The organism is Cupriavidus sp. FW305-F7 (assembly GCF_058782875.1).
In genome coordinates, this window is the sequence record NZ_JBYSYC010000001.1 from 328772 (window position 1) to 349171 (window position 20400).

Consider the following 20400-nt stretch of genomic DNA (forward strand, 5'->3'; position numbering starts at 1 on the left):
GCAGCCGCTCCTGCACAATCTCCTTCTGTAACGCCAGCGCCGCTCCTGTGAGCGAGGCCGTTATTCCGCTTTCGCCCCCGAATCCCGCGCGACCTTGGCCCACTTGTCGGTCTCGGCGCGGATAAAGGCAGCAAGCTGCGTTGGCGTCATGTCGCCGGCGGTCACGCCCTGCTCGTCAAACCGCTTCTGCACCTCCGGCGCCTTCAGCAGCTTGCCCAGCTCCGCCGAGACACGCTGCTCGATCGCCGCGGGCGTGCCGCGCGGCGCCATCAGCGCGAACCACGTGGTGACTTCGTAGCCCCTGACGCCGCTTTCCGCCAGCGTCGGCACGCCGGGATAGGCGGCGGAACGCTTCGCGGTGGTGACCGCCAGCGCCCGCACTTTGCCGCTGCGCACGTGTTGCGACGCCGACGGGCTGGTCTCGATCGCCATTTGGATCTGGCCTGCGATCAGGTCGGTCATCATCGGCGCGCCGCCCTTATACGGCACATGCGCAATGTCGGTGCCGGTCAGCGCGCGAAACAGCTCGCCGGACAGGTGCTCGGTGCTGCCGATGCCGGCCGAGCCGTAGTTGACCTTGCCGGGATGCGCCTTGATATAGGCGATCAGGTCGGACACGGACTTCACCGGGATCGCAGGATTGACCACCAGAACATTGGGCGTCAGCGCCACCAGGCCCACCGGATCGAGGTCGCGCGTGAACTCGTAGGGCAGGCTTTTGTGGATGGCCGGCGCCATGGTGTGGGCGACGGTGGCCAGCAGGAAGGTGTAGCCGTCGGCCGGCGCGCGCACCACGTTGGCCGCGCCGAGGGTGCCGCCGGCGCCGGGGCGGTTGTCCACCACCACCGGCTGCTGCAGCGCCTCGCCCAGCTTCTGGCCGATGGTGCGGGCGAGGATGTCAGTGGTGCCGCCGCTGGCGAAGGGCACTACCAGGGTGATCGGCTTGGTTGGCCAGTTGTCCGCGGCGAACGCGGCGGGCGCGCCCAGCACAGCGGTACCGGCGAGGCCGGCCACCACGGCGCGGCGCATGCGCGAAACGGTTGTCATGCAGTCTCCTTTGCGGGAAGTCATGTTGTTATGGAATGGCGGCTGCGTAGCGTTGCTTCCGCCCGTTTCTGACCGGTGCGACTCTACGCAGCCGCTGGCAAGCGCGCCATCGGGCGGGCGTTAAGGGGTCTTCAGGATTCGTGAACTGCGGCAGGTTTTCCGCTACCATGCGGGCAAATTGCGGCAACGGGGACGCGACATGGAACTGAGGCAACTGCGCTACTTCGTCAGCGTGATCGAGCATGGCAGCATGGGCAAGGCGGCGCTGGAGCTGGGCGTGGTCACGTCCGCGCTGAGCCAGCAGATCAGCCGGCTGGAGAGCGAGCTGTCGACGCGGCTGCTGCAGCGCACCTCCACCGGCGTGGTCGCCACCGATGCCGGGCTGGCCTTCTGGCGCCAGGCCCAGCTAGCGCTGCGCCATATCGACGATGCCGCGCTGGCCGCGCGGCAGGCGCGCCTGTCGGGCCATGTCAGCGTGGGCCTGCCGCCCAGCACCGCCGCGGTGCTGGCGCTGCCCTTCATGCAGGCCATGCGCGAGCGCTACCCCGACGTGCGGCTGCGCATGGTGGAGAGCCTGTCCGGCTACCTCGGCACGATGCTGAGCGCGCGCCAGATCGACCTGGCGGTGCTGTTCAGCGAGGAGCCCGCACAGCGCTGGAGCGTGCTGCCGCTGCTTGATGAGCGCCTGTTCGTGATCGGCGCCGAGGGGCTGGCCGGCATGCCGCGCGGCGAGCAGACCTCGGTGGCGGCACTGGGCAAGCTGCCGCTGATCCTGCCCAGCGGCTCGCATGGACTGCGCGCGCTGGTCGCCGCCTGCTTTCGCCAGGCGAAGCGCGAGCCCCAGGTGGTGGCGGAGATCGACGGGCTGGCGATCCTGATGGATGCCGTGCGCGGTGGCCTGGGCGCCACCATCCAGCCGGGTGCGGCGCTGGCGCGCAGCCATGGCACGCCCTACCGCAGCATACTGGTCACCGACGACGGCGCCACGCGGCCCAACCTGCTGGTCAGCCTGTCCGACGATGAACTGTCGCCGGCGGGCCTGGCCGCGCGCGTGGTGCTGGCCGACGTCGCCACCACGCTGGTGCGCGAGGGGCGCTGGCCCGGCGCCACGTTGCGCCCACGCTGAGCCCGCGTCGCCCTGGCCGGGCTTCACGAAAACTGAAGCCCCCTTGCCGCGCCCCTGCTGGCGCCCGCCCGCCTTGCCCGCCAAGATGGCACCTGCAAGGAGACAATCCCTATGGTCGACGTATTGGTAATTGGCGGCGGCAACGCGGCCCTGTGCGCAGCGCTGATGGCGCGCGAAGCCGGGGCCTCGGTGCTGCTGCTCGAATCCGCGCCGCGCGCCTGGCGCGGCGGCAACTCCCAGCACACGCGCAACCTGCGCTGCATGCACGACGCGCCGCAAGACGTGCTGGTCGATGCCTATCCCGAGGAAGAGTACTGGCAGGACCTGCTCAAGGTCACCGGCGGCATCACCGACGAACACCTGGCGCGGCTGGTGATCCGCGCGTCATCGACGTGCCGGCCTTGGATGCGCAGGCACGGCGTGCGCTTCCAGCCGCCGCTGTCGGGTGCGCTGCACGTGGCGCGCACCAACGCCTTCTTCATGGGTGGCGGCAAGGCGCTGGTCAACGCGTACTACCGCAGCGCCGAAGCGATGGGCGTGCAGGTCCGCTATGAAACCCCGGTGGATACAATCGAGCTGGACGGCGACCGCTTCGTCGCCGCGCGCAGCGGCAGCCAGCGCTTCACGGCGCGCACCTGCGTGCTGGCCGCGGGCGGCTTCGAATCCAACCGCGAATGGCTGCGCGAAGCCTGGGGCCAGAACGAACGTGGCGAATGGCCCGCCGACAACTTCCTGATCCGCGGCACGCGCTTCAACCAGGGCGTGCTGCTGCGGCACATGATCGACGCCGGCGCCGATACCATCGGCGACCCGTCGCAATCGCACTGCGTTGCCATCGACGCGCGCGCGCCGCTGTACGACGGCGGCATCTGCACGCGCATCGATTGCGTGTCGCTGGGCATCGTGGTCAATTGCGACGCCGTGCGCTTCTACGACGAGGGCGAGGACTTCTGGCCCAAGCGCTACGCCATCTGGGGCCGGCTGGTGGCGCAGCAGCCCGGGCAGATCGGCTATTCGATCATCGACAGCCAGGCCATCGGCCGCTTCATGCCGCCGGTGTTTCCCGGCGAGAAGGCCGACACGCTGCCCGAACTCGCACGCAAGCTGGGGCTGCCGGAAGCGCAGTTCGTGCGCACGGTGCAGGACTACAACGCGGCGTGCCGCGTCGGCACCTTCGACCATACCGCGCTGGACGACTGCCACACCGAAGGCCTGGCACCGGCCAAGACGCATTGGGCCAGGCCGCTCGACCAGACGCCGTTCTACGGCTACGCGCTGCGGCCGGGCATCACCTTCACTTACCTGGGGCTCAAGGTCAACGACTGCGCCCAGGTGCACTTTGGCGGCAAGCCAAGCGGGAATCTGTTCGTGGCAGGAGAAATGATGGCCGGCAACGTGCTCGGCAAGGGATACACCGCCGGTGTCGGCATGTCGATCGGCACGGCCTTCGGGCGCATCGCGGGCACGCAGGCTGCATTGGCGGCGGGCATCAACACGGGAGCCGTCCATGCAGAAGCTTGAGGCCCTGGCACGCGAGGCCGCGCAACTGGCCGGGCAGGACGCTGCCACGTCCGCGCCGCAACCCCGCATCATCCGCGTGCTGCCGTTAACCGACAATGAGGCCGAAGTCGCCCGGCAGATGCAGATCTGCAATGCCTGCCGCTACTGCGAAGGCTTCTGCGCGGTGTTCCCGGCCATGACCCGCCGGCTGGAGTTCGGCAAGGCCGACGTCAACTACCTGGCCAACCTGTGCCACAACTGCGGCGCCTGCTACCACGCCTGCCAGTACGCGCCGCCGCATGATTTCGGCGTCAATGTGCCGCAGGCGATGGCAAAGGTGCGGCTGGAAACCTATAGCGAGTATGCATGGCCCGCGCCGCTGGGCAAGCTGTACCAGCGCAACGGGCTCACGGTGTCGGTGGCGCTGGCCTTCGGGCTGGCGTTGTTCCTGGTGCTGGCCGCCACGCTGGGCGGCGAGCTGTGGCAGACGCATGCGCGCGGCAACTTCTATGCGGTATTCCCGCACAACACGCTGGCGGCGCTGTTCGGCGGGGTGTTCGCCTTTACCGTGCTTGCGCTTGGCCTGGGCGTGCGCCGATTCTGGCGCGATGTGTCGGCCGGTACGGCATCGGCACCCGCCGTGGCAGAGGCGGCCCGGAACGTGCTGGCGCTCACCTACCTCGATGGCGGCCACGGCGATGGCTGCAACGAGGCCAGCGACCGCTTCACGCTGGCGCGGCGGCGCTTCCACCATTTCACGTTCTACGGCTTCATGCTGTGCTTTGCATCGACAGTGGTGGCGACCGGCTACCACTATCTGCTGGGCTGGCATGCGCCCTATCCGGTCATGAGCCTGCCAGTGCTGCTGGGCACCGCCGGCGGCGTGGGCCTGCTGGTGGGCCCGGCCGGCTTGATGTGGCTGAACCTGCGCCGGCACCCGATGCATGGGGATGCCCGGCAGCGGCCGATGGACCGCGGCTTTATCGTGCTGCTGCTGCTGACCAGCGCCACCGGGCTGGGGTTGCTGGCCGGGCGCGGCACGGCGGCGATGCCGCTGCTGCTGGCGGTCCACCTTGGCGTGGTGATGGCGTTGTTTGCGACGCTGCCGTATGGCAAGTTCGCACACGGCATCTATCGCAGTGCGGCGCTGCTCAAGGCCGCGATCGAGAAGCGGCAGAAGAACAAGCTGCAGCTTGGCAGCGACTGAGTGGCAGCCATGCCCGCACAAGCCGTCCCCGCCCACGCATAAACAAAAAGCCGGTCCCCGACAGGGAACCGGCTTTTCTTTGGCGCAGCCAGGATGTGAATCAATCCACCGTAGCGCCCGAAGCCTTCACCACCTTCGCCCACTTGGCCGTTTCCGACTTCATGAACGCGGCCAGCTGGGCCGGCTTTTCCGGGTTGGGTTCGGCGCCCTGGTCGGCCATCTGCTTCTTCACTTCCGGCATGGCCAGGATCTTCACCACTTCGGCGTTCAGGCGGTCGACGATGGGCTGCGGCGTGCCACCGGTGGCGTACAGCGCAAACCACGAGGTGGCTTCATAGCCCGGCACGCCCGATTCGGCCACGGTCGGCACGTTGGGCAGCGCCGGCGATCGCTTGGCCGAGGTCACGGCGATGGCGCGCAGCTTGCCGGCCTTCACGTGCGGGTAGGACGACGGCATGTTGTCGAACATCAGGCCGATCTGGTTGCCCAGCAGGTCGTTCACGGCCGGGGCGCTGCCCTTATACGGGATGTGCTGGATATGCAGGCCGGTCATCGAGTTAAACAGCTCGCCCGACAGGTGCATCGACGAGCCGCTGCCCGACGAACCGTACGACAGCTTGTCCGGGTTGGCCTTGACGTAGGTGATCAGTTCTTTGACGTTGTTGACCGGCACCTTGGGATTCACCACCACCAGGTTCGGCACCATGGCCACGCGCGTGATCGGCGCGAAGTCCTTGACCGGGTCGTACGGCAGCTTGGAGTACAGCGACTGGTTGATCGCGTGCGTGCCGATGGTGCCCATGAACAGCGTGTAGCCGTCGCCCGGGGCCTTGGCCGCCAGCGAGGCGCCGATGTTGCCGCCTGCGCCCGGACGGTTGTCGATCACCACCGGCTGGCCGAGCGCCTTGCCCAGCTGCAGGCCGACGATGCGGGCCAGGATGTCGGTGGTGCCGCCGGCCGAGAACGGCACGATCAGGGTGATCGGCTTGGTCGGGTAGCCGCCCTGCGCATGGGCCGCACCGGCAAAGCCGGCGATGGTGGTGGCCAGCGCCACGCCAGCGGCAAGCAGGCGGCGGCGCGTGGTGGAAGTCTGGGAATCTTGTCTCATCGGTAATGCTCCGGTGCTATATCGTTCCGGCGGTGATTGGGTACCGCGGGAGGTTGTGCTGAATGGCGTGATTGCCGTTCCCGAACGGATGGCGCGCACATGCGCGCATCCGGTGGGCGGCCCGGCCAGGGGCCGCCATGCGTGACGCTTGGTTAACGTCTCTTCTTGTTGAATGCTTAAATGCTGGATGCCGAGGCGCGGTGCTTACACCGGCGCAACGCCCAGCGTGGTGCCGCCGCACACGTACAGCACCTGACCGGTGACGAAGCCGCTGTCGGGCGACAGGAAGAACAGCGCGGCACGCGCAACGTCTTCCGGCGTGCCCATGCGCTTAACGGTGATGCTGGCCAGGATGCGCCTGGTCTGTTCAGCACCTTCGGGGTTGCTCTTGCGGAACAGCTCGGTGGCGATCGGGCCCGGAGCCACGGCGTTGACGGTGACGCCGTCGCCGCCCAGCTCCATCGCCAGCGTGCGGGTCATGCCGATCAGGCCGGCTTTGGTAGCGGAGTACACCACGCGCTCGGCCTTGCCCAGCGCGGCGCGCGAGGCCATGTTGACGATGCGGCCAAAACCGGCGGCGCGCATCGCGGGCAGGCACGCCTGCGTCAGCAGCAGCGTGGCTTGCAGGTGCAGGCCGGTCACGTAGTCCAGGTCGGCAACGGTGGCGGTGTCGGCGGTGCCGGGGCGCGTGGCGCCGGCGTTGTTCACCAGGCGCGTGACGGTGAAGCGCGAGGTCACCTGCGCGGCCACGGCGCGGGTCGCCTCGGCATCGGTCAGGTCGGCCTGGAAGAAAGTCATGTTCGGGTGCGACCAGGCCGGTTCGGCATAGTCGACATTGACCACCTGGGTCACGCCATCGGCCAGCAGCATTTCACAGATGGCGCGGCCGATACCGGAACTGCCGCCGGTCACGAGCGTGGCTACGGGAAGGGACATCTCTTGCTCACTCCAAGAACTACCGCTAACTCGCTCCCTCTCCCGCTTGCGGGAGAGGGAGTACACCCTCAGCTTTCCAACTGGCTTGACTTAGACCCGCTCGATCACCATCGCAATACCCTGGCCCACGCCAATGCACATCGTGCACAGCGCGAAGCGGCCGCCGGTGCGGTGCAGCTGGTACATCGCGGTGGTGACCAGGCGCGCGCCGCTCATGCCCAGCGGGTGGCCCAGCGCGATCGCGCCGCCGTTCGGGTTGACGCGCTTGTCGTCGTCGGCCACGCCCAGTTCACGCAGCACGGCCAGGCCTTGCGCGGCGAACGCTTCGTTCAGCTCGATCACGTCGATCTGGTCCATGGTCATGCCCAGCTGCTTGAGCAGCTTCTGCGACGCCGGTGCCGGGCCGATGCCCATCACGCGCGGCGCCACGCCGGCGGTGGCCATGCCGACGATGCGGGCGCGCGGGGTCAGGCCGTGTTGCTTGATACCGGCTTCACTCGCCAGCAGCAGCGCACAGGCGCCGTCGTTCACGCCCGAGGCATTGCCAGCGGTCACGGTGCCGTCAGGACGGACCACGCCGCGCAGCTTGGCCAGCGCTTCCATGCTGGTGGCGCGCGGGTGCTCGTCGCGCTCGACCACGATCGGGTCGCCCTTCTTCTGGGCGATGGTGACCGGGGTGATTTCCTGCGCCAGCGTGCCGTCGGCCTGCGCGCGCGAGGCCTTTTCCTGGCTGCGCAGGGCCATCAGGTCCTGGTCTTCGCGGCTGATCTTGTAGTCGGTGGCGACGTTCTCGGCGGTCTCGGGCATCGAGTCCACGCCGTAGGCCGCGCGCATGGCCGGGTTGATAAAGCGCCAGCCGATGGTGGTGTCGAAGATCTGCGCATCGCGCGAGAAGGCGCTGGTGGCCTTGCCCATCACGAACGGGGCGCGGCTCATGCTTTCCACGCCGCCGGCGATCATCAGGGTGGCTTCGCCGGCCTTGATGGCGCGCGCGGCGGTGCCGGTGGCGTCCATGCCGGAGCCGCACAGGCGGTTGAGGGTCGCACCCGGCACCTCTTGCGGCAGGCCAGCCAGCAGCGCCGACATGCGCGCCACGTTGCGGTTGTCTTCGCCGGCCTGGTTGGCGTTGCCGTAGATCACGTCATCGATCGCCTTCCAGTCCAGGTTCGGATTACGGGCCATCAGCGCCTTCAGCGGCACCGCGCCGAGGTCGTCCGGGCGCACCGCGGACAGGCTGCCGCCGTAGCGGCCGATGGGGGTGCGGATGGCGTCGCAGATAAAGGCTTCGGTCATGGTGTGTCTCTCTCGTTTTGGTGTGTGGTGATGCCGGCGCTCAGGCGGCCAGCTTCAGGGGAACGCCGGTAATGCGCTGCAGTTCATCGAAGCTCAGCCCTTCGACCAGGTCGCGCGCGACCAGCCCGTCGGCGGTCACGTCGATGGTCGCAAGGTCAGTGTAGATGCGGGTCACGCAGCCGATGCCGGTCAGCGGATAGGTGCACTGCGGCACGATCTTGCTCTCGCCCTGCTTGGTCTGGTGCTCCATCATCACGAACACTTGCTTGGCGCCAATGGCCAGGTCCATCGCGCCGCCCACGGCGGGGATGGCGCCGGGCGCGCCGGTGTGCCAGTTGGCCAGGTCGCCCTTCTCCGATACCTGGAACGCGCCCAGCACGCAGAAGTCGAGGTGGCCGCCACGCATCATCGCAAACGAATCGGCGTGGTGGAAGTAGGAACCGCCCGGCTTGATCGTCACCGGCTGCTTGCCGGCGTTGATCAGGTCGCCGTCTTCCTCACCCGGCGCGGGCGCGGAGCCCATGCCGAGCAGGCCGTTCTCGCTGTGCAGCAGGATTTCCTTGTCTGCGGGCAGGTGGTTGCCGACAAGCGTCGGCAGGCCGATGCCGAGGTTGACCACGGCACCTTCGGGAATGTCTTTGGCCACGCGGGCGGCCATCTGATCGCGGGTCAGGCGTTGCATGCTGTTTCTCCTGTGTTCGCGCTCAGGCGACCTTGACGACGCGCTTGACGAAGAGGCCCGGCGTCACGATGTGTTCGGGGTCCATCTCGCCCAGCTCGACCACGCGGCTGACCTGCACGATGGCGCAATTGGCGGCCATCGCCATGATCGGGCCGAAGTTGCGCGCGGTCTTGCGGTAGGTAAGGTTGCCCCAGCGGTCGGCCGTGTCAGCCTTGATCAGCGCGAAGTCGGCGTGGATCGGGGTTTCGAACACATAGCCCTGGCCGTCGATGATGCGCGTTTCCTTGCCTTCGGCCAGCGGCGTGCCGTACGCGGTGCGCGTGAAGAAGCCGCCGATGCCGGCACCGGCGGCGCGGATGCGTTCGGCCAGGTTGCCCTGGGGCACCAGTTCCAGCTCGATCTCGCCCGCGTGGTAGAGCGAATCGAAGACGTACGAATCCGCCTGGCGCGGGAACGAGCAGACGATCTTGCGCACGCGCTTGGTCTTGAGCAGCGCGGCCAGCCCGGTGTCGCCGTTGCCGGCGTTGTTGTTGACGATGGTGAGGTCTCGCGCGCCCTGCTCGATCAGCGCGTCGATCAGTTCCGCAGGCATGCCTGCAAGGCCAAAGCCGCCAATCAGGATGGTGGCGCCGTCGTGGATGCCGGCGACTGCCGCTTCCACCGTGTCGTATAGCTTGTTGATCACTTGCGTTCCAGGTCGGAAGATCCGCCAGGCTACCGGAGCGGGCCGCAAGACGCGGCGCATGAAAGGCTGTCTCCGGTAATCCTGCCGGAAGGAGTTTCGTCGCGGCGGGCGGCGGGGCGCTACCCATTTGAACGAGTCCAGCAGTCTGCGTGTGGCCTTTGTGGTGTGGACCGGTTGTTCGTTAACCGATTTGTTCGATATACGAACTTGAATTCGCAGAATGAACAGGTTACACCTGCGCGTCGACGACGGTCAAGCCGACCGGGCGGTCGGCCAACCAGATTGTGCGATAAGCGCGCGCGGGTGACGGGCACGCCCCGTATGTAGGAAGGGGCCGACATCACAATCGGCTCGCACTCGATATGGCCCGGGGGCCGCGCGGGCTATTGTGGAATCAGGCAAGGCAAGACCCGCACAGCAGCCACCGGACCACCCGGCTGAGCAGGGCAGCCTGGCAACAAACAAGAACGAGGAGCCCGATCATGGCCACCGTCCACGTCCCGTTTACATCCACGCCCCATGCAGCGGCGCTTGCGCGCATCCTGCATGTCACGCAGCAGGCGTGGGGACTGAAACCCCGCAAGGATCGACTGCAATCCCCCGTGCCTGCCCCGGCAGGCACCGACATGCCATCCCGCCCGCCGCCGCTGTCACGCCGTGCGCGCCTGGCGCGGGCAGCCGCCCGCGCGTTTGAAGCGCAAGTGATGGCGATTCGTTGCCGCCAGGTATTCGTCGCCTGACGGGGAAGTCACGCCGCACTACGCGGGTGTCGCCACACCCGTCAACAGTACCCGGCTGCCGCCAACCCCAGGGCGCACCTCCAACCGCACGTCGATGCGCTCACGCAGCTCGGTGACGTGCGAAATGATACCGACCAGCCGCCCTGCCTGCTGCAGGTCCAGCAGCGTACGGATGGCGAAGTCCAGGCTCTCGGGATCGAGCGTGCCAAAGCCTTCGTCGACAAACAGCGTATCGAGCTGGATGCCGCCCGCGCGCGACTGCACCACGTCGGCCAGGCCCAGCGCCAGCGACAACGACGCGAGAAAGCCCTCGCCACCTGACAGCGTATTGGCCGGCCGCGCCGCGCCGGTATCGTGGTCGAACACTTCGATATCCAGTCCGCCTGCACTGCGCTGGTCGGCCTGCTCGCGCACGCGCTGCAGCACATAACGGCCGCGGCTCATCGCCAGCAAACGCGCGGACGCGGCTTCCAGCACCTCATCGAGCAGCGTGGCCAGCACGAAGCGCTGGAACGTCATGCGGCGCGGGTTATCGCCGTTGGCGACTTCGGCCAGCCGGCCCAGCACCGCGTAGCGTGCCTCGATGTCGCGCCCTTGCGCATCGAGCTGCTGCAGGCGCAGCTGGCACTGCAGCAGCGTGTCGCGCGAACGGCCGCGCTCGGCCTGTTGCCGGACCAGGGCTTCCACCGCGGCTGTCGACGCATCCCGCGTTGCGCGCAGGCCGTCCAGGTCCGGCGCGTCCAGCGTTTGCGCGGCGGCCTCGGCGCGTTCGCGCCGGTCGGCGGCTGTGGCCAGTTGGGTATCGAAGGCGCGCAGCGTCGCGTCGAGCGCCTGCATGGCATCGTCGCCAAGACAGGCGGCGGCGTGGGCCGGCTCATTGGCAAAGCCTTGTTGCGCGAGCGCCTGCGCAAGCGCGGATTCGGCCTCGGCCAGGCGGTGGGCCGCCTGCGCCTGTGCCTGCTGTGCCGAAACCAGTCCGGCCTGGGCCCCTGCTGCGTCCGCCGCAGCCTGGCGCTCGGCCGCCTGCGCAGCGGCCAGCGCCTGTTCCAGCGCGGCGAGCATGGCCTGCGCCTGGCGCAGGGCCTCGCCCAGCGCCACGGGGTCGCGTGAATCCTCAGGGACCTGCGCGCTGGCGGCCTGCCATTCGCCACGGCAGTGGGCCAGCGCCTGGGCAGCGGCCTCGGCGGCGGCGGCGGCATCGCGGCTGGCGGCTTCCGCCGCTGCGAGCGCCGTTCGGCAACTGACAATGGCGACTTCGCATTGCGCAAGGCTTGCCGCTGCTTGCCGGCCTTCGGCCAATGCCGCTTCCAGCGCAGTGATCTCCGCCTTCAGTTTGCGGGCGGACTCGTCGCCGACCTCGCCCAGCGCCTGCGCCAGTTCGTCCAGCCGCTCGCGCGCCTGGGCAATGGCGGCTTGTGCCGCCTGGTGCTGGCCGGCGCTGCGCACCGCATGGGATTCGGCCTCGAGCGCGGCGTGGCGGGCCTGCTCCAGCGCCTGGTCCGACAGCGGCGCCGCCACATGCTGCGCCGGTGCCGGGTGCGCAGTGCTGCCGCAGACCGGGCAGGCATCGCCCGCTGCCAGGGTTGCAGCCAGCCGCGCGGCCTGTCCGGCGCGCCACGCGGCTTCCGCTTCGGCCAGTGCGGCGCGGCACTGCTCTCGCTGGCGCAGGGCCAGCTGTTCGGCAGCGGCGGCAGTGGCCGCCTGTGCGTTCGCGACATCCAGCGCCCGGGCAGCTTGCTGATGACGGTCAAGCTGCCGCGCACGTTCCTGCAATGCGGCCAGCTGCAACGCCGTGGCCTGTGCCTGCGCTGCGGCAATCTGGCCTTGCGCCAGCGCGGACTCCGCGGCAACGGCATCGGCTTGCCGCGTGGCAAGCTGTGCGGCGGCGCGTTCGCGCGCGGTGGCGGCTGCCACCTGCCTGGCTTCGGCCGCCTGCAGCGCGGCCAGCTGCGCACCCAGCTGCTGTGCGCGCGGCAGCATGTCTGCCAGCTGCGAAACCCGCCGCTGCGCGGACTGGCGCGCTTCGGCGCGTGCCGTTTCGGCCTGCAATGCGGCAGCCGCCTGCGTGGCCTGTTGCGCGGCGCGGGCCGCCTGCTCGCCGGCCCGCGTCAAGGCAACGGCGCTGGCGGCCTGGTCGCGCTGCGCGGCTTGCCATGCCTGTAGGGCCGGCCTGACACGCGCAGCGCGCTGGGCGGCGTGCAGGCGCGCGCGCTCATCCTCCATGGCTGGCTGGCGCGCCAGCAGCGCCGCGTGCGCGGCCTGCGCCAGCTGGCGTTCCTGCAATCGCGCCGCCACCTGCTCGCCGGCACCCAACGCCGCCTGCGCTGTGGCCAGCGTGGCGCGCGCGCCCTGTTCCTGCCCTTGCAGCGCCTGCAACTCGGCCTGCAATGCCTCGATTCCCTCGGCCAGCGCCTGCGCCGATTCCACGCCAACTTGGCGCAGCGCTTCGTCGCGCTGGATGGCGATGCGCTCGGCATCGCGGCGGATGCCGGCGGCCTCGGCCTTCAGCAGCTCTTCCACGCGCCGGTACAGCTCGGTGCGGAACAGGCGCTCAAGAATGGCCTGGCGCGCCTGCGAGCTGGCAGTCAGCAATTCACGGAAGCGCCCCTGCGGCAGCACGATCACCTGGCGGAACTGCGCACTGTCGAAGCCCAGCAAGTCGCGCACCGCATCGCTGACCCTGGCGGGCTGGCTGGCCTTGCTGACCCAGTCGTTGCCGTCATGCAGGTCCAGCTGCGCCCTGGCCGGCTCGGTCACCCAGCCCTCGCCGCGCTGCTTGGGCCGCTCCTGCACGGGCGAGCGCGCCACGCGCCAGCGCTGCGCGCCCAGGCTGAACTCCAGCGTCACCTCGGTGCGCAGCGCCGGCGCGGCGTTGGCGCTGCGCATGGCCTGCGCACTGCGCTCGCCGCCGGAGGTATCGCCGTACAGCGCAAAGCAGATCGCGTCGAGCAGCGTGGTCTTGCCCGCACCGGTGGGGCCGTGGATCAGCACGAAGGCCTGCTCGCCCAGCCGCGTGAAATCAACCTGCTCGGTCGCGGCAAAGGGGCCGAAGGCCTGCAGCGTCAAATGCAGCGGTCTCATGCCGACTCCCTGTCCGCGGCGGCGATCCCGGTCAGCACCTGGTCGAGCACGGCACGCTGGTCCGGTTCCAGCTCGGCATCCGCCACTTCGCGGAAGAAGTTGGCAAAGAGCTCGCCGGTTCCCAGCTGCCGCAGCTTGCGTCCGGCCTCCGAGGCCGTGCCGGTGCGCGCCAGCACAGTCCGCTCGATCGCGAGCGCATTGGGATAGACCTGCCGCAGCCTGGCCATCGGGTCCAGCAGTGCGCCGGTATCGGTGAGCCGCGCATGGATATAGTCATCGCGTTGCGGGTCATCGGCCCCCGCTGCCAGCACTTGCGCCAGTTCGCCTTCCACCACGCGCACGTCGCGCAGCGCCTGCAGCGCCACTGGCGTGATGGTGACGGCACCGTCCGCGCCCAGCTCGATACTCGACACTGATTTGTCGTGCGCGCACTCTGACAGCGAGTACTTCAGCAGCGAGCCCGCATAGTGGACGCGCCCGCCGCCCAGCGTCTGCGGCCGGTGCAGGTGACCCAATGCCACCAGGTCGAAGCCGGCGAACAGGTCCGCGGCCACCGCGCCGCTGCCGCCCACCGACAGCGGCCGTTCCGATTCGCTTGCCGCGCCGCCCACCACGAAGGCGTGGCCCACCACCACGGCACGCACGCCCGGCGGATGCACCGCGCGGATGGCATCGAGCTGCGCGCGCAGCGCGGCTTCATGCGATGGCAGGTCGGTGCCCATGGCATCGCGCACCACCGCCGGCTCCGCATACGGCAGCGCGTAGATGCGCACCTCGCCGTGGGCATCGTGCAGCGTCACGCAGGCAGCCTCGGCCAGCGTGCGGCCGGCCACGTGCAGGCCCTGGGCCCGCATCAGCCGCGCGCCGAATTCCAGCCGCTGCGCGCTGTCGTGGTTGCCCGCGATCATCACCACCGGCACGCCGGTGTCGATGACGATGCGGCCCAGCACGTCGTCGAGCAATGCCACCGCCTCGGGCGGCGGCACGGCGCGGTCGTAGACGTCGCCGGCGATCAGCACGGCGTCGGGGCGTTCGGTGCGGACCAGTTCGACAAACTGGTCGAGGATATGGGCCTGGTCTTCCAGCAGGCTGCGCGCATGGAAGAGCCGGCCGAGATGCCAGTCGGCGGTGTGAAGGAAACGCAATCCGGGATCCGGTGGATGAAAAGGGCGAAACCCGCATCATAATGCGTCGCGACCTGACCACCCGTTCAGCAATGGTTCAGGCGGACGCGTGCATCATGCATGCAGTCGCCCCCAGATTGAAGCTAACGGAGAACGCTCATGAAACGCATTTTGACCGCCACTGCCCTGACGCTCGCCCTAGGCCTGGCCGCCACCGGCGCCAGCGCCCAGTACACCGGCCCGTCGGCCATCCCGGCGATGACCGTCAAGGCGCTGCAGGCGGAAGGCAAGGACGACCAGCATGCCATGCTGCGCGGCAAGATCGTCAGCAACGTCGGCCACGAGCACTACCTGTTCTCGGACGGCACCGGCCAGATGAAGGTGAAAATCAAGGCCAGGCTCTGGCCGGCACAGAAGCCGGTGGATGCGCAGACCACGGTGGAACTGGTCGGCGAGTACGACAAGGAGCTGATTGGCGAATCGCACTTCGACGTGAAGGAGATCCGCCTGCAGTGAGGCGAATGCGCGCGCTCACACCGGCTCGGCCTCGCTGTCGGCGATCTGGTACTTGCGCATCTTTTCCCACAGCACCTTGCGGCTGATGCCCAGGCTTGCCGCCGTGTCCTGCCGCCGCCAGCCATTGGCATCGAGCGCGGCCAGGATGCGGCGGCGTTCTTCCGTATCGGCACGCAGGTCGTTGCGCTCGCCGCCATCGAACGCACCCGGATGCAGCGAGCGGAACAGCGGCCGGATGCGCTCTTCGTCCCAGTGCCCGGTCTGCTGAACGGTGATGCCCACACGCTCGGCCAGGTTGCGCAGCTCGCGCACATTGCCGGTGAAATAGGCGGTGCCGACCGCGCCCTTGAGCCAGTCCGGCATCGGCGGCAATGCGTCGAAGCCGGATTCCCCCAGCATATGGCGCAGGAACGACTGCAGCAGCGCCACCTTGTCGGCCTGGCCACGCTCTTCCAGGCTGGGGATGCGCATCTCGATCACCGCCAGGCGGAAGAACAGGTCGGCGCGGAAGCGCCCCTGCCGCACCGCGTCGCGCAGGTCCTTGTTGGTTGCCGCCACCAGCCGGAAATCCAGCTTGACCGCCAGGGTCGAGCCAAGCCGGGTGATCACGTTCTCTTCGAGCACGCGCAGCAGCTTGACCTGCTGGAACAGCGGCAGGTCACCGATTTCATCGAGAAACAGCGTGCCGCCGTTGGCCTGCTCGAAATAGCCACGGTGCGCGAATGAGGCGCCGGTGAACGCGCCCTTGGCATGGCCGAAGAACTGCGACTCGAACAAGCCGTCAGGGATCGCGCCGCAGTTGACCGCGACGAACGGCCCCTTTCCGTAGGTGCCGTTGCGCTCATGAAACAGGCGCGCGATGCGTTCCTTGCCCGCACCGGTTTCGCCATACAGCATCACGTTGCTGCCGAAGTCGGCAAAGGTTTCCACATGCTGCAGCAGCTGGCGCATCGCCGGAGAACCGGCCACGAGGTCGGCCTCGCGCTCGCCCGGCGCGTCCGTGGCCAGCAGTTGCGGCAGCAGCTTGCCGATCTGGCTGCGCAGGTCGGCGCCGGTGAAGTCATCGGCAAGGATATGCGCGTACTCCGGCGGAAAGCGTCCGGGATCGGCCTCGCGGCCCGGGCCGGCCACCCAGATCACCGGCATGCCGTGCGCGGCCTCCCAGTCCAGCGAGAAGCGCGCCGCGCCAATCACCGACACGCTGATCACCGCGATGCAGGGCTTCAGGCGCGGCTCGGCGGGCAAGGCTTCGAGCGCGCCGGCGCGGATCACGTCCACGCCCAGCGGCGCCAGGAAACGCGTGACGCGGTCGGCAATCTCGTACTTGCCTTCCCACACGTAGACTTCAAGGTTTTCGTAGGCCCAGCGGTCTGTCTTCATTCGATTTCTGCCATCAGGCGGTTTGGCGCGATCATGGCTCAGTACACCAGTTCGGCATTGTTGCAGTCGATGCTGTGGACCCAGAGGTCGGCGGTGCCTAGCTGGATGCCGAGGCTGTTGAGCAGCGGCGGGACCAGCGCGTCGAGCGCTGCCCCGACCGGCGCGAGTAGCGGGCCGAGATCGATGGGCACGCTAAGGATCCCCAGCAGCTTGGTCCGCACCTTCAGGGCCAGCACTTGGGAGAACAACCCGCCAAACGGATCGGCAGTACCAACTTGCGCATGCCCGCCCGGTGCCAGCGTGACCTCCTGGCCAGCCGTGCTGCCATAGCGTGGGACGTCCGTGGCAATCACGTCCGCAATGTCGAACAGCCCCAGCTTAGCCTGGCCGAGCACCACATCGCTACCTGTGCAGCCATCGGTGAGGCACGCCGTGACGAGACCGCTCTTGACGTGCATCGTGGCACGGCGGTCCCCAGGATTTGCCGCGCATTGCAGCTTGGTCAGGTCGGCGGTGGCGTTGGCCACATCGAGATAGAGCGGCACGTTCAAGTTGGCGTCCAGTACCGGTTTCAGGATATTGGCGGTGATCTGGAGCATCAGGGTCAGTTTTACCTGGGACGCGCTTGCGGTCGTCTGCCAGGTGTCAGGGTTGCTGGAGAGCTGTCGCGCCGGACCCGCCGCCGTCACCGGCGGCTCGATGACGCGCATGTTGGCGCTGATGCCCCCCAGGCCAAGCGGGAGCTTGGGTATGTTCAGCGGCAGGGCAACTGCCGTATCCCCTCGCGCCACCTGCGCGGAGGCCAGCAGCAACTGCGCCACGTTCAGGCCCACCTCCACCGCCGACGATGCCGCAGGCGCCATCACACCCAGATCAAGCAGCCTGGCCAGTGACACCGTAGCCGCCGCCCCGCTGGCCCCAAGCGCGGTTGGCGGGCTGCCCAGCATCGTCGTCAGCAGCGCGTCGCGGCCAGCGGCGCCAAGCACCAGCGCGTAGAAATCACGCAGGTTCAATGAAGTATTCAGCAGCTGGTCCACCGTGCCGACATCCGCTTTGAGCCGCAACTGGTCCAGCGTCACGTTGGTATTGACCAGTCCCTGCCAGTCCACCAACGACAAGCTCACCGTATTGCCCAGCAACACACTCAGCATGCTGTTGGCAGTGGAGACGTCCAGCAACCCAGTAGCCAGCGAAAACGCCGCCACCGGCGGACTGCCACTGGCAATCGATTCCGCAAACAGTTGCCGGCCGCCCCCCCCATTGATCACGAACAGGATCGGCACAGTCTGCGTGGCCTGAACGCGCACGGCATTGGGCGACACCTGGGCCGGATTGTAGGCAGCGCTGAAATGCCTGGGCCCGCCGCTCGCCGGATCCCACACGCCAAGGCAGGCAGTCATGGCATCCGCGCTGCCACCGGTGGCATCGCCGCAACCCATGGCAATGCCCGACGGATACCCGTTCTTCGCACCGATATTTCTGACCGTACCCAGCACAGCGGCGTTGAGATTCGCCGCGCTATCCGCCCGCTTGAGCTGCTGCGCCGCCGACATCGCGGCCAGGTCCACCATGTTCTGCAACTGCCGCTGGCGCATGAACACATGCCCCACGTCGATCGACACCAGCGCGGCGATCGCCACGGTGGCGATCAGCAGCGCCGCCATCACACTGATGGCGCCGCGCGCGGATCGAGGTGCCCGGCGCAGCCGCGGCTGGCGCAAGCTCATTTGCCGCCCAGCATCTGGCCAGCGGAGCCGGAGCGCGCGGTGCTGGCGTTGGCCTGCCCCGTGTAGAACTCCGGCAGCGCGAAGCGGAAGCTGTTCATGTAGCGCTCATAGCCCAGCGCCGCCTGCTCGCCGTGCATCGGCAGCATGGGGCCGGCCTGCGTGCCTTCGCGCTGGATGGCAAGGATGGCACGCGTGTCGGCGCCGATCTCGCGTTGTGCGGGGCTGCCTGCCGGCATGCCGGTGGTGGCGGCTTCGGTCGTGGCACGGTCGGTCTGCGCCTGCGCGGCGGGCGCCAGCATCAGCAGGCAGAGCGCAGGGATGGCAATGCGGAACATGGCGGTCATGGGGTAACCCCTGCTGTTGCGGCCACGGCCGCCACCGAGGTGGCCGGTGCGGTCGTGGCGGGTTTCGATGGCGCCCGCACTGCCGGCGCAGGACGGGCCGCTGCGCGGTCGCGCGCCGCGGTGGCGCGGGCGATGCGGTCGGCTTCCTTGCGGATGGCGCTGCGCGTGGCTTCGGGCAGTGCGGCCTTCTGCATCATGGCGTTGGCCTGCGCGCGCTTGCCGTCGGCCATCAGCCACACCACGGCGTTGCTGATCACACGCGGATTGTGCGCGTCCAGTTCCAGCGCCTGCATCACCGGCACGCGCGCGTCCTGCAGCGCGCCGGCACGCATCAGCGCGTAGCCCAGGTCGCCGGAGATGCGCGGATTGACGGGGTCGAGCGCGGCGGCCTGGCGCAGCTCGGTGACGGCGCGCGCAAAGTCATCCTGGCGCCCCGCCAGCAGGCCGAGCCCGTGGTGCGCATGCGCGGCCTGTTCGCCCTGCGACGTCGCTGCAAGTTGCTGGTAAGCATCGGTGGCAGCCTTGTCCTGCCCGGTCTCACGCAGCGCATCGGCGCGCATGGCCTGGATCTCCGGGCCGGCGCCGAAGCGCTTCACGTAGACCTCGATATGCGCCAGCGAGGCGAAGTAAAGTCCGTCCTGCTGCATCTTGCGGATCAGGCCCAGGTAGACCGCCTGCTCGCTGTATTCGGCGCGCGCGGTCTTGTCGCGCAGCTTGGCCAGTTCCACCTGGGCCTCCGCCTGCTCATGCATGGCCGCGGCGCCGTTCTGATTGGCGGCGCAGCCGGACAGCGCCGCCAGCAGCAGGCATGCCGCCGTTTTGGAGATCCGGCCCAGCGCCGGACCGACTGAGCGCGTCATCGCGTCCCTCCCATATGTGCCAGCATGCGGATCACCCCTAGAAAGCCGGGGCCCGCGGTCAGGATCAGCAGCACCGGCAGCAGGCTTACCACCATCACCGCAGTCATCTTGACCGTGAGCCGGCCGATCTCGTCCTTCATGCGCGATTTGCGCGCCTCCTGCATGCGCAGGCCGAACTGGCGCAGCGGCTCCTGCACCGCGCCGCCGTGCTTGTCGACCTGCGTCAGCAGCGTGATCAGGCTCTTCAGGTCTTCACTGTCGAACAGCCGGCCGATGCGCAAGAGCGTCTGTTCGCGCGAGCGTCCCGAGGCAAACTGCTGATTCGCGCGTGCCAGCTCCGGCCCCAGCACGCGCAGCATGCTGCCGAACTCGGCCACGATCACCTGCAGGCTCTGGTCGATCGACAGGCCCACGCCCTGCAGCAGGCGCAGCATGTCGATCAGCACCGGCAGCTCGTCATCGACCATGCGCAGGCGGGCCGCGGCACGGCGGCGCAGGTGCCACTTGGGGGCCAGGTAGGCCAGCGCAAACGTGCCGAAGCCCCACGCAACGATGGCGAAGGCGCCCGCGCCCACCTGCCAGAGCATGGCAGCCAGCGCCAGCGCCAACGGCAACCCCAGCCGCAGCACGCCGAACAGCATGCGCGACTGCGGCCCGTACCAGCCGCATTGCTCCAGCAACTGCTGGTCTTCCGGCGTCACCACCGCGCGCCCAAGGCGCGAATCCAGCCAGTGAGCGCTGATGCGCTCGCCCACGCGCGCGCCCAGTTGCACCCCAATCGCTGTGGCCGCCCCGCCCCTGCCCTGCGGCGCTGCGGCACCGGCCTTTGCCGCAGCCTGGGCGCCAGGCGCAGCGGGGGCTGCGGCCTGCGCGGCGTGCGCGGCCTGGGCAGCTTCTGCCGCGCGCTGCCGGGCCAGCGCGCCGTCGATGGTGCGCGCCGCCAGCCGGCGCTGGCGCCAGTCGCGCAACAGCGGCAGCGTCAGTACGCCCACGCCGCAAGCGGCGACCAGCAGGCTGAGCGAAATCAGTGTCAGGCGGTCCATG

The 20400-nt window shown here is 68.7% G+C and carries 18 protein-coding genes; 5 read left to right on the forward strand and 13 right to left on the reverse strand.

Annotated features, from left to right (window positions below; genetic code table 11):
- Window positions 1-60 precede the first annotated feature (60 nt).
- Window positions 61-1047 carry a Bug family tripartite tricarboxylate transporter substrate binding protein gene (locus tag AC3WL8_RS01510; protein ID WP_211979558.1) on the reverse strand — a complete coding sequence of 329 codons (987 nt, stop codon included), beginning with the start codon at window positions 1045-1047 and terminating at the stop codon, window positions 61-63.
- Window positions 1048-1246: 199 nt separating this feature from the next.
- Between AC3WL8_RS01510 and AC3WL8_RS01515 the strand changes: the two genes are divergently transcribed.
- The 3 genes from AC3WL8_RS01515 (at window position 1247) to tcuB (ending at window position 4880) form a co-directional block, all read left to right on the forward strand.
- Window positions 1247-2173 (forward strand): LysR family transcriptional regulator, encoded by a 927-nt coding sequence (locus tag AC3WL8_RS01515; protein WP_013951903.1) that lies wholly within the window; start codon window positions 1247-1249, stop codon window positions 2171-2173.
- 111 nt (window positions 2174-2284) lie between these two features.
- Complete coding sequence (tcuA, locus tag AC3WL8_RS01520) at window positions 2285-3694, forward strand: FAD-dependent tricarballylate dehydrogenase TcuA (RefSeq protein ID WP_211979557.1); 1410 nt, start codon at window positions 2285-2287, stop codon at window positions 3692-3694.
- Window positions 3681-4880 carry a tricarballylate utilization 4Fe-4S protein TcuB gene (gene tcuB, locus AC3WL8_RS01525; protein ID WP_211979556.1) on the forward strand — a complete coding sequence of 400 codons (1200 nt, stop codon included), beginning with the start codon at window positions 3681-3683 and terminating at the stop codon, window positions 4878-4880. Before tcuA ends, tcuB begins: the two co-directional genes overlap by 14 nt.
- A 100-nt stretch (window positions 4881-4980) precedes the next feature.
- Here the strand turns inward: tcuB and AC3WL8_RS01530 are convergent, their stop codons facing one another.
- From AC3WL8_RS01530 to AC3WL8_RS01550, 5 genes are all read right to left on the reverse strand, one after another.
- Window positions 4981-5988, reverse strand: coding sequence for a Bug family tripartite tricarboxylate transporter substrate binding protein (locus AC3WL8_RS01530; RefSeq protein WP_013951900.1), 1008 nt, complete (start codon window positions 5986-5988; stop codon window positions 4981-4983).
- 204 nt (window positions 5989-6192) lie between these two features.
- The gene (locus AC3WL8_RS01535; protein ID WP_211979555.1) at window positions 6193-6924 is read right to left on the reverse strand and encodes an SDR family NAD(P)-dependent oxidoreductase; all 732 of its coding nucleotides are present in this window, start codon (window positions 6922-6924) and stop codon (window positions 6193-6195) included.
- A gap of 90 nt (window positions 6925-7014) precedes the next feature.
- Window positions 7015-8217, reverse strand: coding sequence for a 3-oxoadipyl-CoA thiolase (pcaF, locus tag AC3WL8_RS01540; protein ID WP_013951898.1), 1203 nt, complete (start codon window positions 8215-8217; stop codon window positions 7015-7017).
- Window positions 8218-8257: 40 nt separating this feature from the next.
- Window positions 8258-8899 carry a 3-oxoacid CoA-transferase subunit B gene (locus tag AC3WL8_RS01545; protein WP_013951897.1) on the reverse strand — a complete coding sequence of 214 codons (642 nt, stop codon included), beginning with the start codon at window positions 8897-8899 and terminating at the stop codon, window positions 8258-8260.
- Window positions 8900-8921: 22 nt separating this feature from the next.
- A complete protein-coding gene (locus tag AC3WL8_RS01550) occupies window positions 8922-9584 on the reverse strand; it encodes a 3-oxoacid CoA-transferase subunit A (protein WP_041228515.1) in 663 nt (220 codons plus the stop codon).
- Between the two features lie 482 nt (window positions 9585-10066).
- On the opposite strand from AC3WL8_RS01550, the gene AC3WL8_RS01555 reads away from it, so the two are divergent.
- Window positions 10067-10324, forward strand: a complete 258-nt coding sequence (locus AC3WL8_RS01555) for a hypothetical protein (RefSeq protein ID WP_013951895.1) — start codon at window positions 10067-10069, stop codon at window positions 10322-10324.
- 18 nt (window positions 10325-10342) lie between these two features.
- Here AC3WL8_RS01555 and AC3WL8_RS01560 read toward each other — a convergent pair whose 3' ends face one another.
- Window positions 10343-13405: an AAA family ATPase gene (locus AC3WL8_RS01560; protein ID WP_492377786.1), complete on the reverse strand. Its 3063-nt coding sequence runs from the start codon at window positions 13403-13405 to the stop codon at window positions 10343-10345.
- The gene (locus AC3WL8_RS01565; protein WP_013951893.1) at window positions 13402-14550 is read right to left on the reverse strand and encodes an exonuclease SbcCD subunit D; all 1149 of its coding nucleotides are present in this window, start codon (window positions 14548-14550) and stop codon (window positions 13402-13404) included. Before AC3WL8_RS01565 ends, AC3WL8_RS01560 begins: the two co-directional genes overlap by 4 nt.
- 138 nt (window positions 14551-14688) lie before the next feature.
- On the opposite strand from AC3WL8_RS01565, the gene AC3WL8_RS01570 reads away from it, so the two are divergent.
- A complete protein-coding gene (locus AC3WL8_RS01570; RefSeq protein WP_211979553.1) occupies window positions 14689-15045 on the forward strand; it encodes a YgiW/YdeI family stress tolerance OB fold protein in 357 nt (118 codons plus the stop codon).
- 15 nt (window positions 15046-15060) lie between these two features.
- Here AC3WL8_RS01570 and AC3WL8_RS01575 read toward each other — a convergent pair whose 3' ends face one another.
- From AC3WL8_RS01575 to AC3WL8_RS01595, 5 genes are read right to left on the reverse strand one after another with little or no spacing between them, the layout of a single operon-like run.
- On the reverse strand, window positions 15061-16425 hold the full coding sequence (locus AC3WL8_RS01575; RefSeq protein WP_011616405.1) for a sigma 54-interacting transcriptional regulator: 1365 nt from the start codon (window positions 16423-16425) through the stop codon (window positions 15061-15063).
- A 38-nt stretch (window positions 16426-16463) separates the two neighbouring features.
- Entirely contained in the window at window positions 16464-18152 is a 1689-nt protein-coding gene (locus tag AC3WL8_RS01580) for a TadG family pilus assembly protein (protein ID WP_211979552.1), read from the reverse strand.
- Window positions 18149-18496 carry a DUF3613 domain-containing protein gene (locus AC3WL8_RS01585; RefSeq protein WP_211979551.1) on the reverse strand — a complete coding sequence of 116 codons (348 nt, stop codon included), beginning with the start codon at window positions 18494-18496 and terminating at the stop codon, window positions 18149-18151. The genes AC3WL8_RS01580 and AC3WL8_RS01585 overlap by 4 nt, the downstream gene beginning before the upstream one ends.
- A complete protein-coding gene (locus AC3WL8_RS01590; RefSeq protein ID WP_211979550.1) occupies window positions 18493-19356 on the reverse strand; it encodes a tetratricopeptide repeat protein in 864 nt (287 codons plus the stop codon). The genes AC3WL8_RS01585 and AC3WL8_RS01590 overlap by 4 nt, the downstream gene beginning before the upstream one ends.
- Window positions 19353-20399 carry a type II secretion system F family protein gene (locus AC3WL8_RS01595; RefSeq protein WP_013951888.1) on the reverse strand — a complete coding sequence of 349 codons (1047 nt, stop codon included), beginning with the start codon at window positions 20397-20399 and terminating at the stop codon, window positions 19353-19355. The genes AC3WL8_RS01590 and AC3WL8_RS01595 overlap by 4 nt, the downstream gene beginning before the upstream one ends.
- Window position 20400: the final 1 nt, after the last annotated feature.

Excerpts from the sequence above, each read along its gene's own strand:
- tcuB (WP_211979556.1), top strand. The coding sequence starts at position 3,681 with ATGCAGAAGCTTGAGGCCCTGGCACGCGAGGCCGCGCAACTGGCCGGG.
- AC3WL8_RS01575 (WP_011616405.1), bottom strand. The coding sequence starts at position 16,425 with ATGAAGACAGACCGCTGGGCCTACGAAAACCTTGAAGTCTACGTGTGG.
- AC3WL8_RS01590 (WP_211979550.1), bottom strand. The coding sequence starts at position 19,356 with ATGACGCGCTCAGTCGGTCCGGCGCTGGGCCGGATCTCCAAAACGGCG.
- AC3WL8_RS01535 (WP_211979555.1), bottom strand. The coding sequence starts at position 6,924 with ATGTCCCTTCCCGTAGCCACGCTCGTGACCGGCGGCAGTTCCGGTATC.
- AC3WL8_RS01560 (WP_492377786.1), bottom strand. The coding sequence starts at position 13,405 with ATGAGACCGCTGCATTTGACGCTGCAGGCCTTCGGCCCCTTTGCCGCG.
- AC3WL8_RS01555 (WP_013951895.1), top strand. The coding sequence starts at position 10,067 with ATGGCCACCGTCCACGTCCCGTTTACATCCACGCCCCATGCAGCGGCG.
- pcaF (WP_013951898.1), bottom strand. The coding sequence starts at position 8,217 with ATGACCGAAGCCTTTATCTGCGACGCCATCCGCACCCCCATCGGCCGC.
- AC3WL8_RS01515 (WP_013951903.1), top strand. The coding sequence starts at position 1,247 with ATGGAACTGAGGCAACTGCGCTACTTCGTCAGCGTGATCGAGCATGGC.
- AC3WL8_RS01570 (WP_211979553.1), top strand. The coding sequence starts at position 14,689 with ATGAAACGCATTTTGACCGCCACTGCCCTGACGCTCGCCCTAGGCCTG.
- AC3WL8_RS01510 (WP_211979558.1), bottom strand. The coding sequence starts at position 1,047 with ATGACAACCGTTTCGCGCATGCGCCGCGCCGTGGTGGCCGGCCTCGCC.
- AC3WL8_RS01545 (WP_013951897.1), bottom strand. The coding sequence starts at position 8,899 with ATGCAACGCCTGACCCGCGATCAGATGGCCGCCCGCGTGGCCAAAGAC.
- AC3WL8_RS01595 (WP_013951888.1), bottom strand. The coding sequence starts at position 20,399 with ATGGACCGCCTGACACTGATTTCGCTCAGCCTGCTGGTCGCCGCTTGC.
- AC3WL8_RS01530 (WP_013951900.1), bottom strand. The coding sequence starts at position 5,988 with ATGAGACAAGATTCCCAGACTTCCACCACGCGCCGCCGCCTGCTTGCC.
- AC3WL8_RS01580 (WP_211979552.1), bottom strand. The coding sequence starts at position 18,152 with ATGAGCTTGCGCCAGCCGCGGCTGCGCCGGGCACCTCGATCCGCGCGC.
- tcuA (WP_211979557.1), top strand. The coding sequence starts at position 2,285 with ATGGTCGACGTATTGGTAATTGGCGGCGGCAACGCGGCCCTGTGCGCA.
- AC3WL8_RS01585 (WP_211979551.1), bottom strand. The coding sequence starts at position 18,496 with ATGACCGCCATGTTCCGCATTGCCATCCCTGCGCTCTGCCTGCTGATG.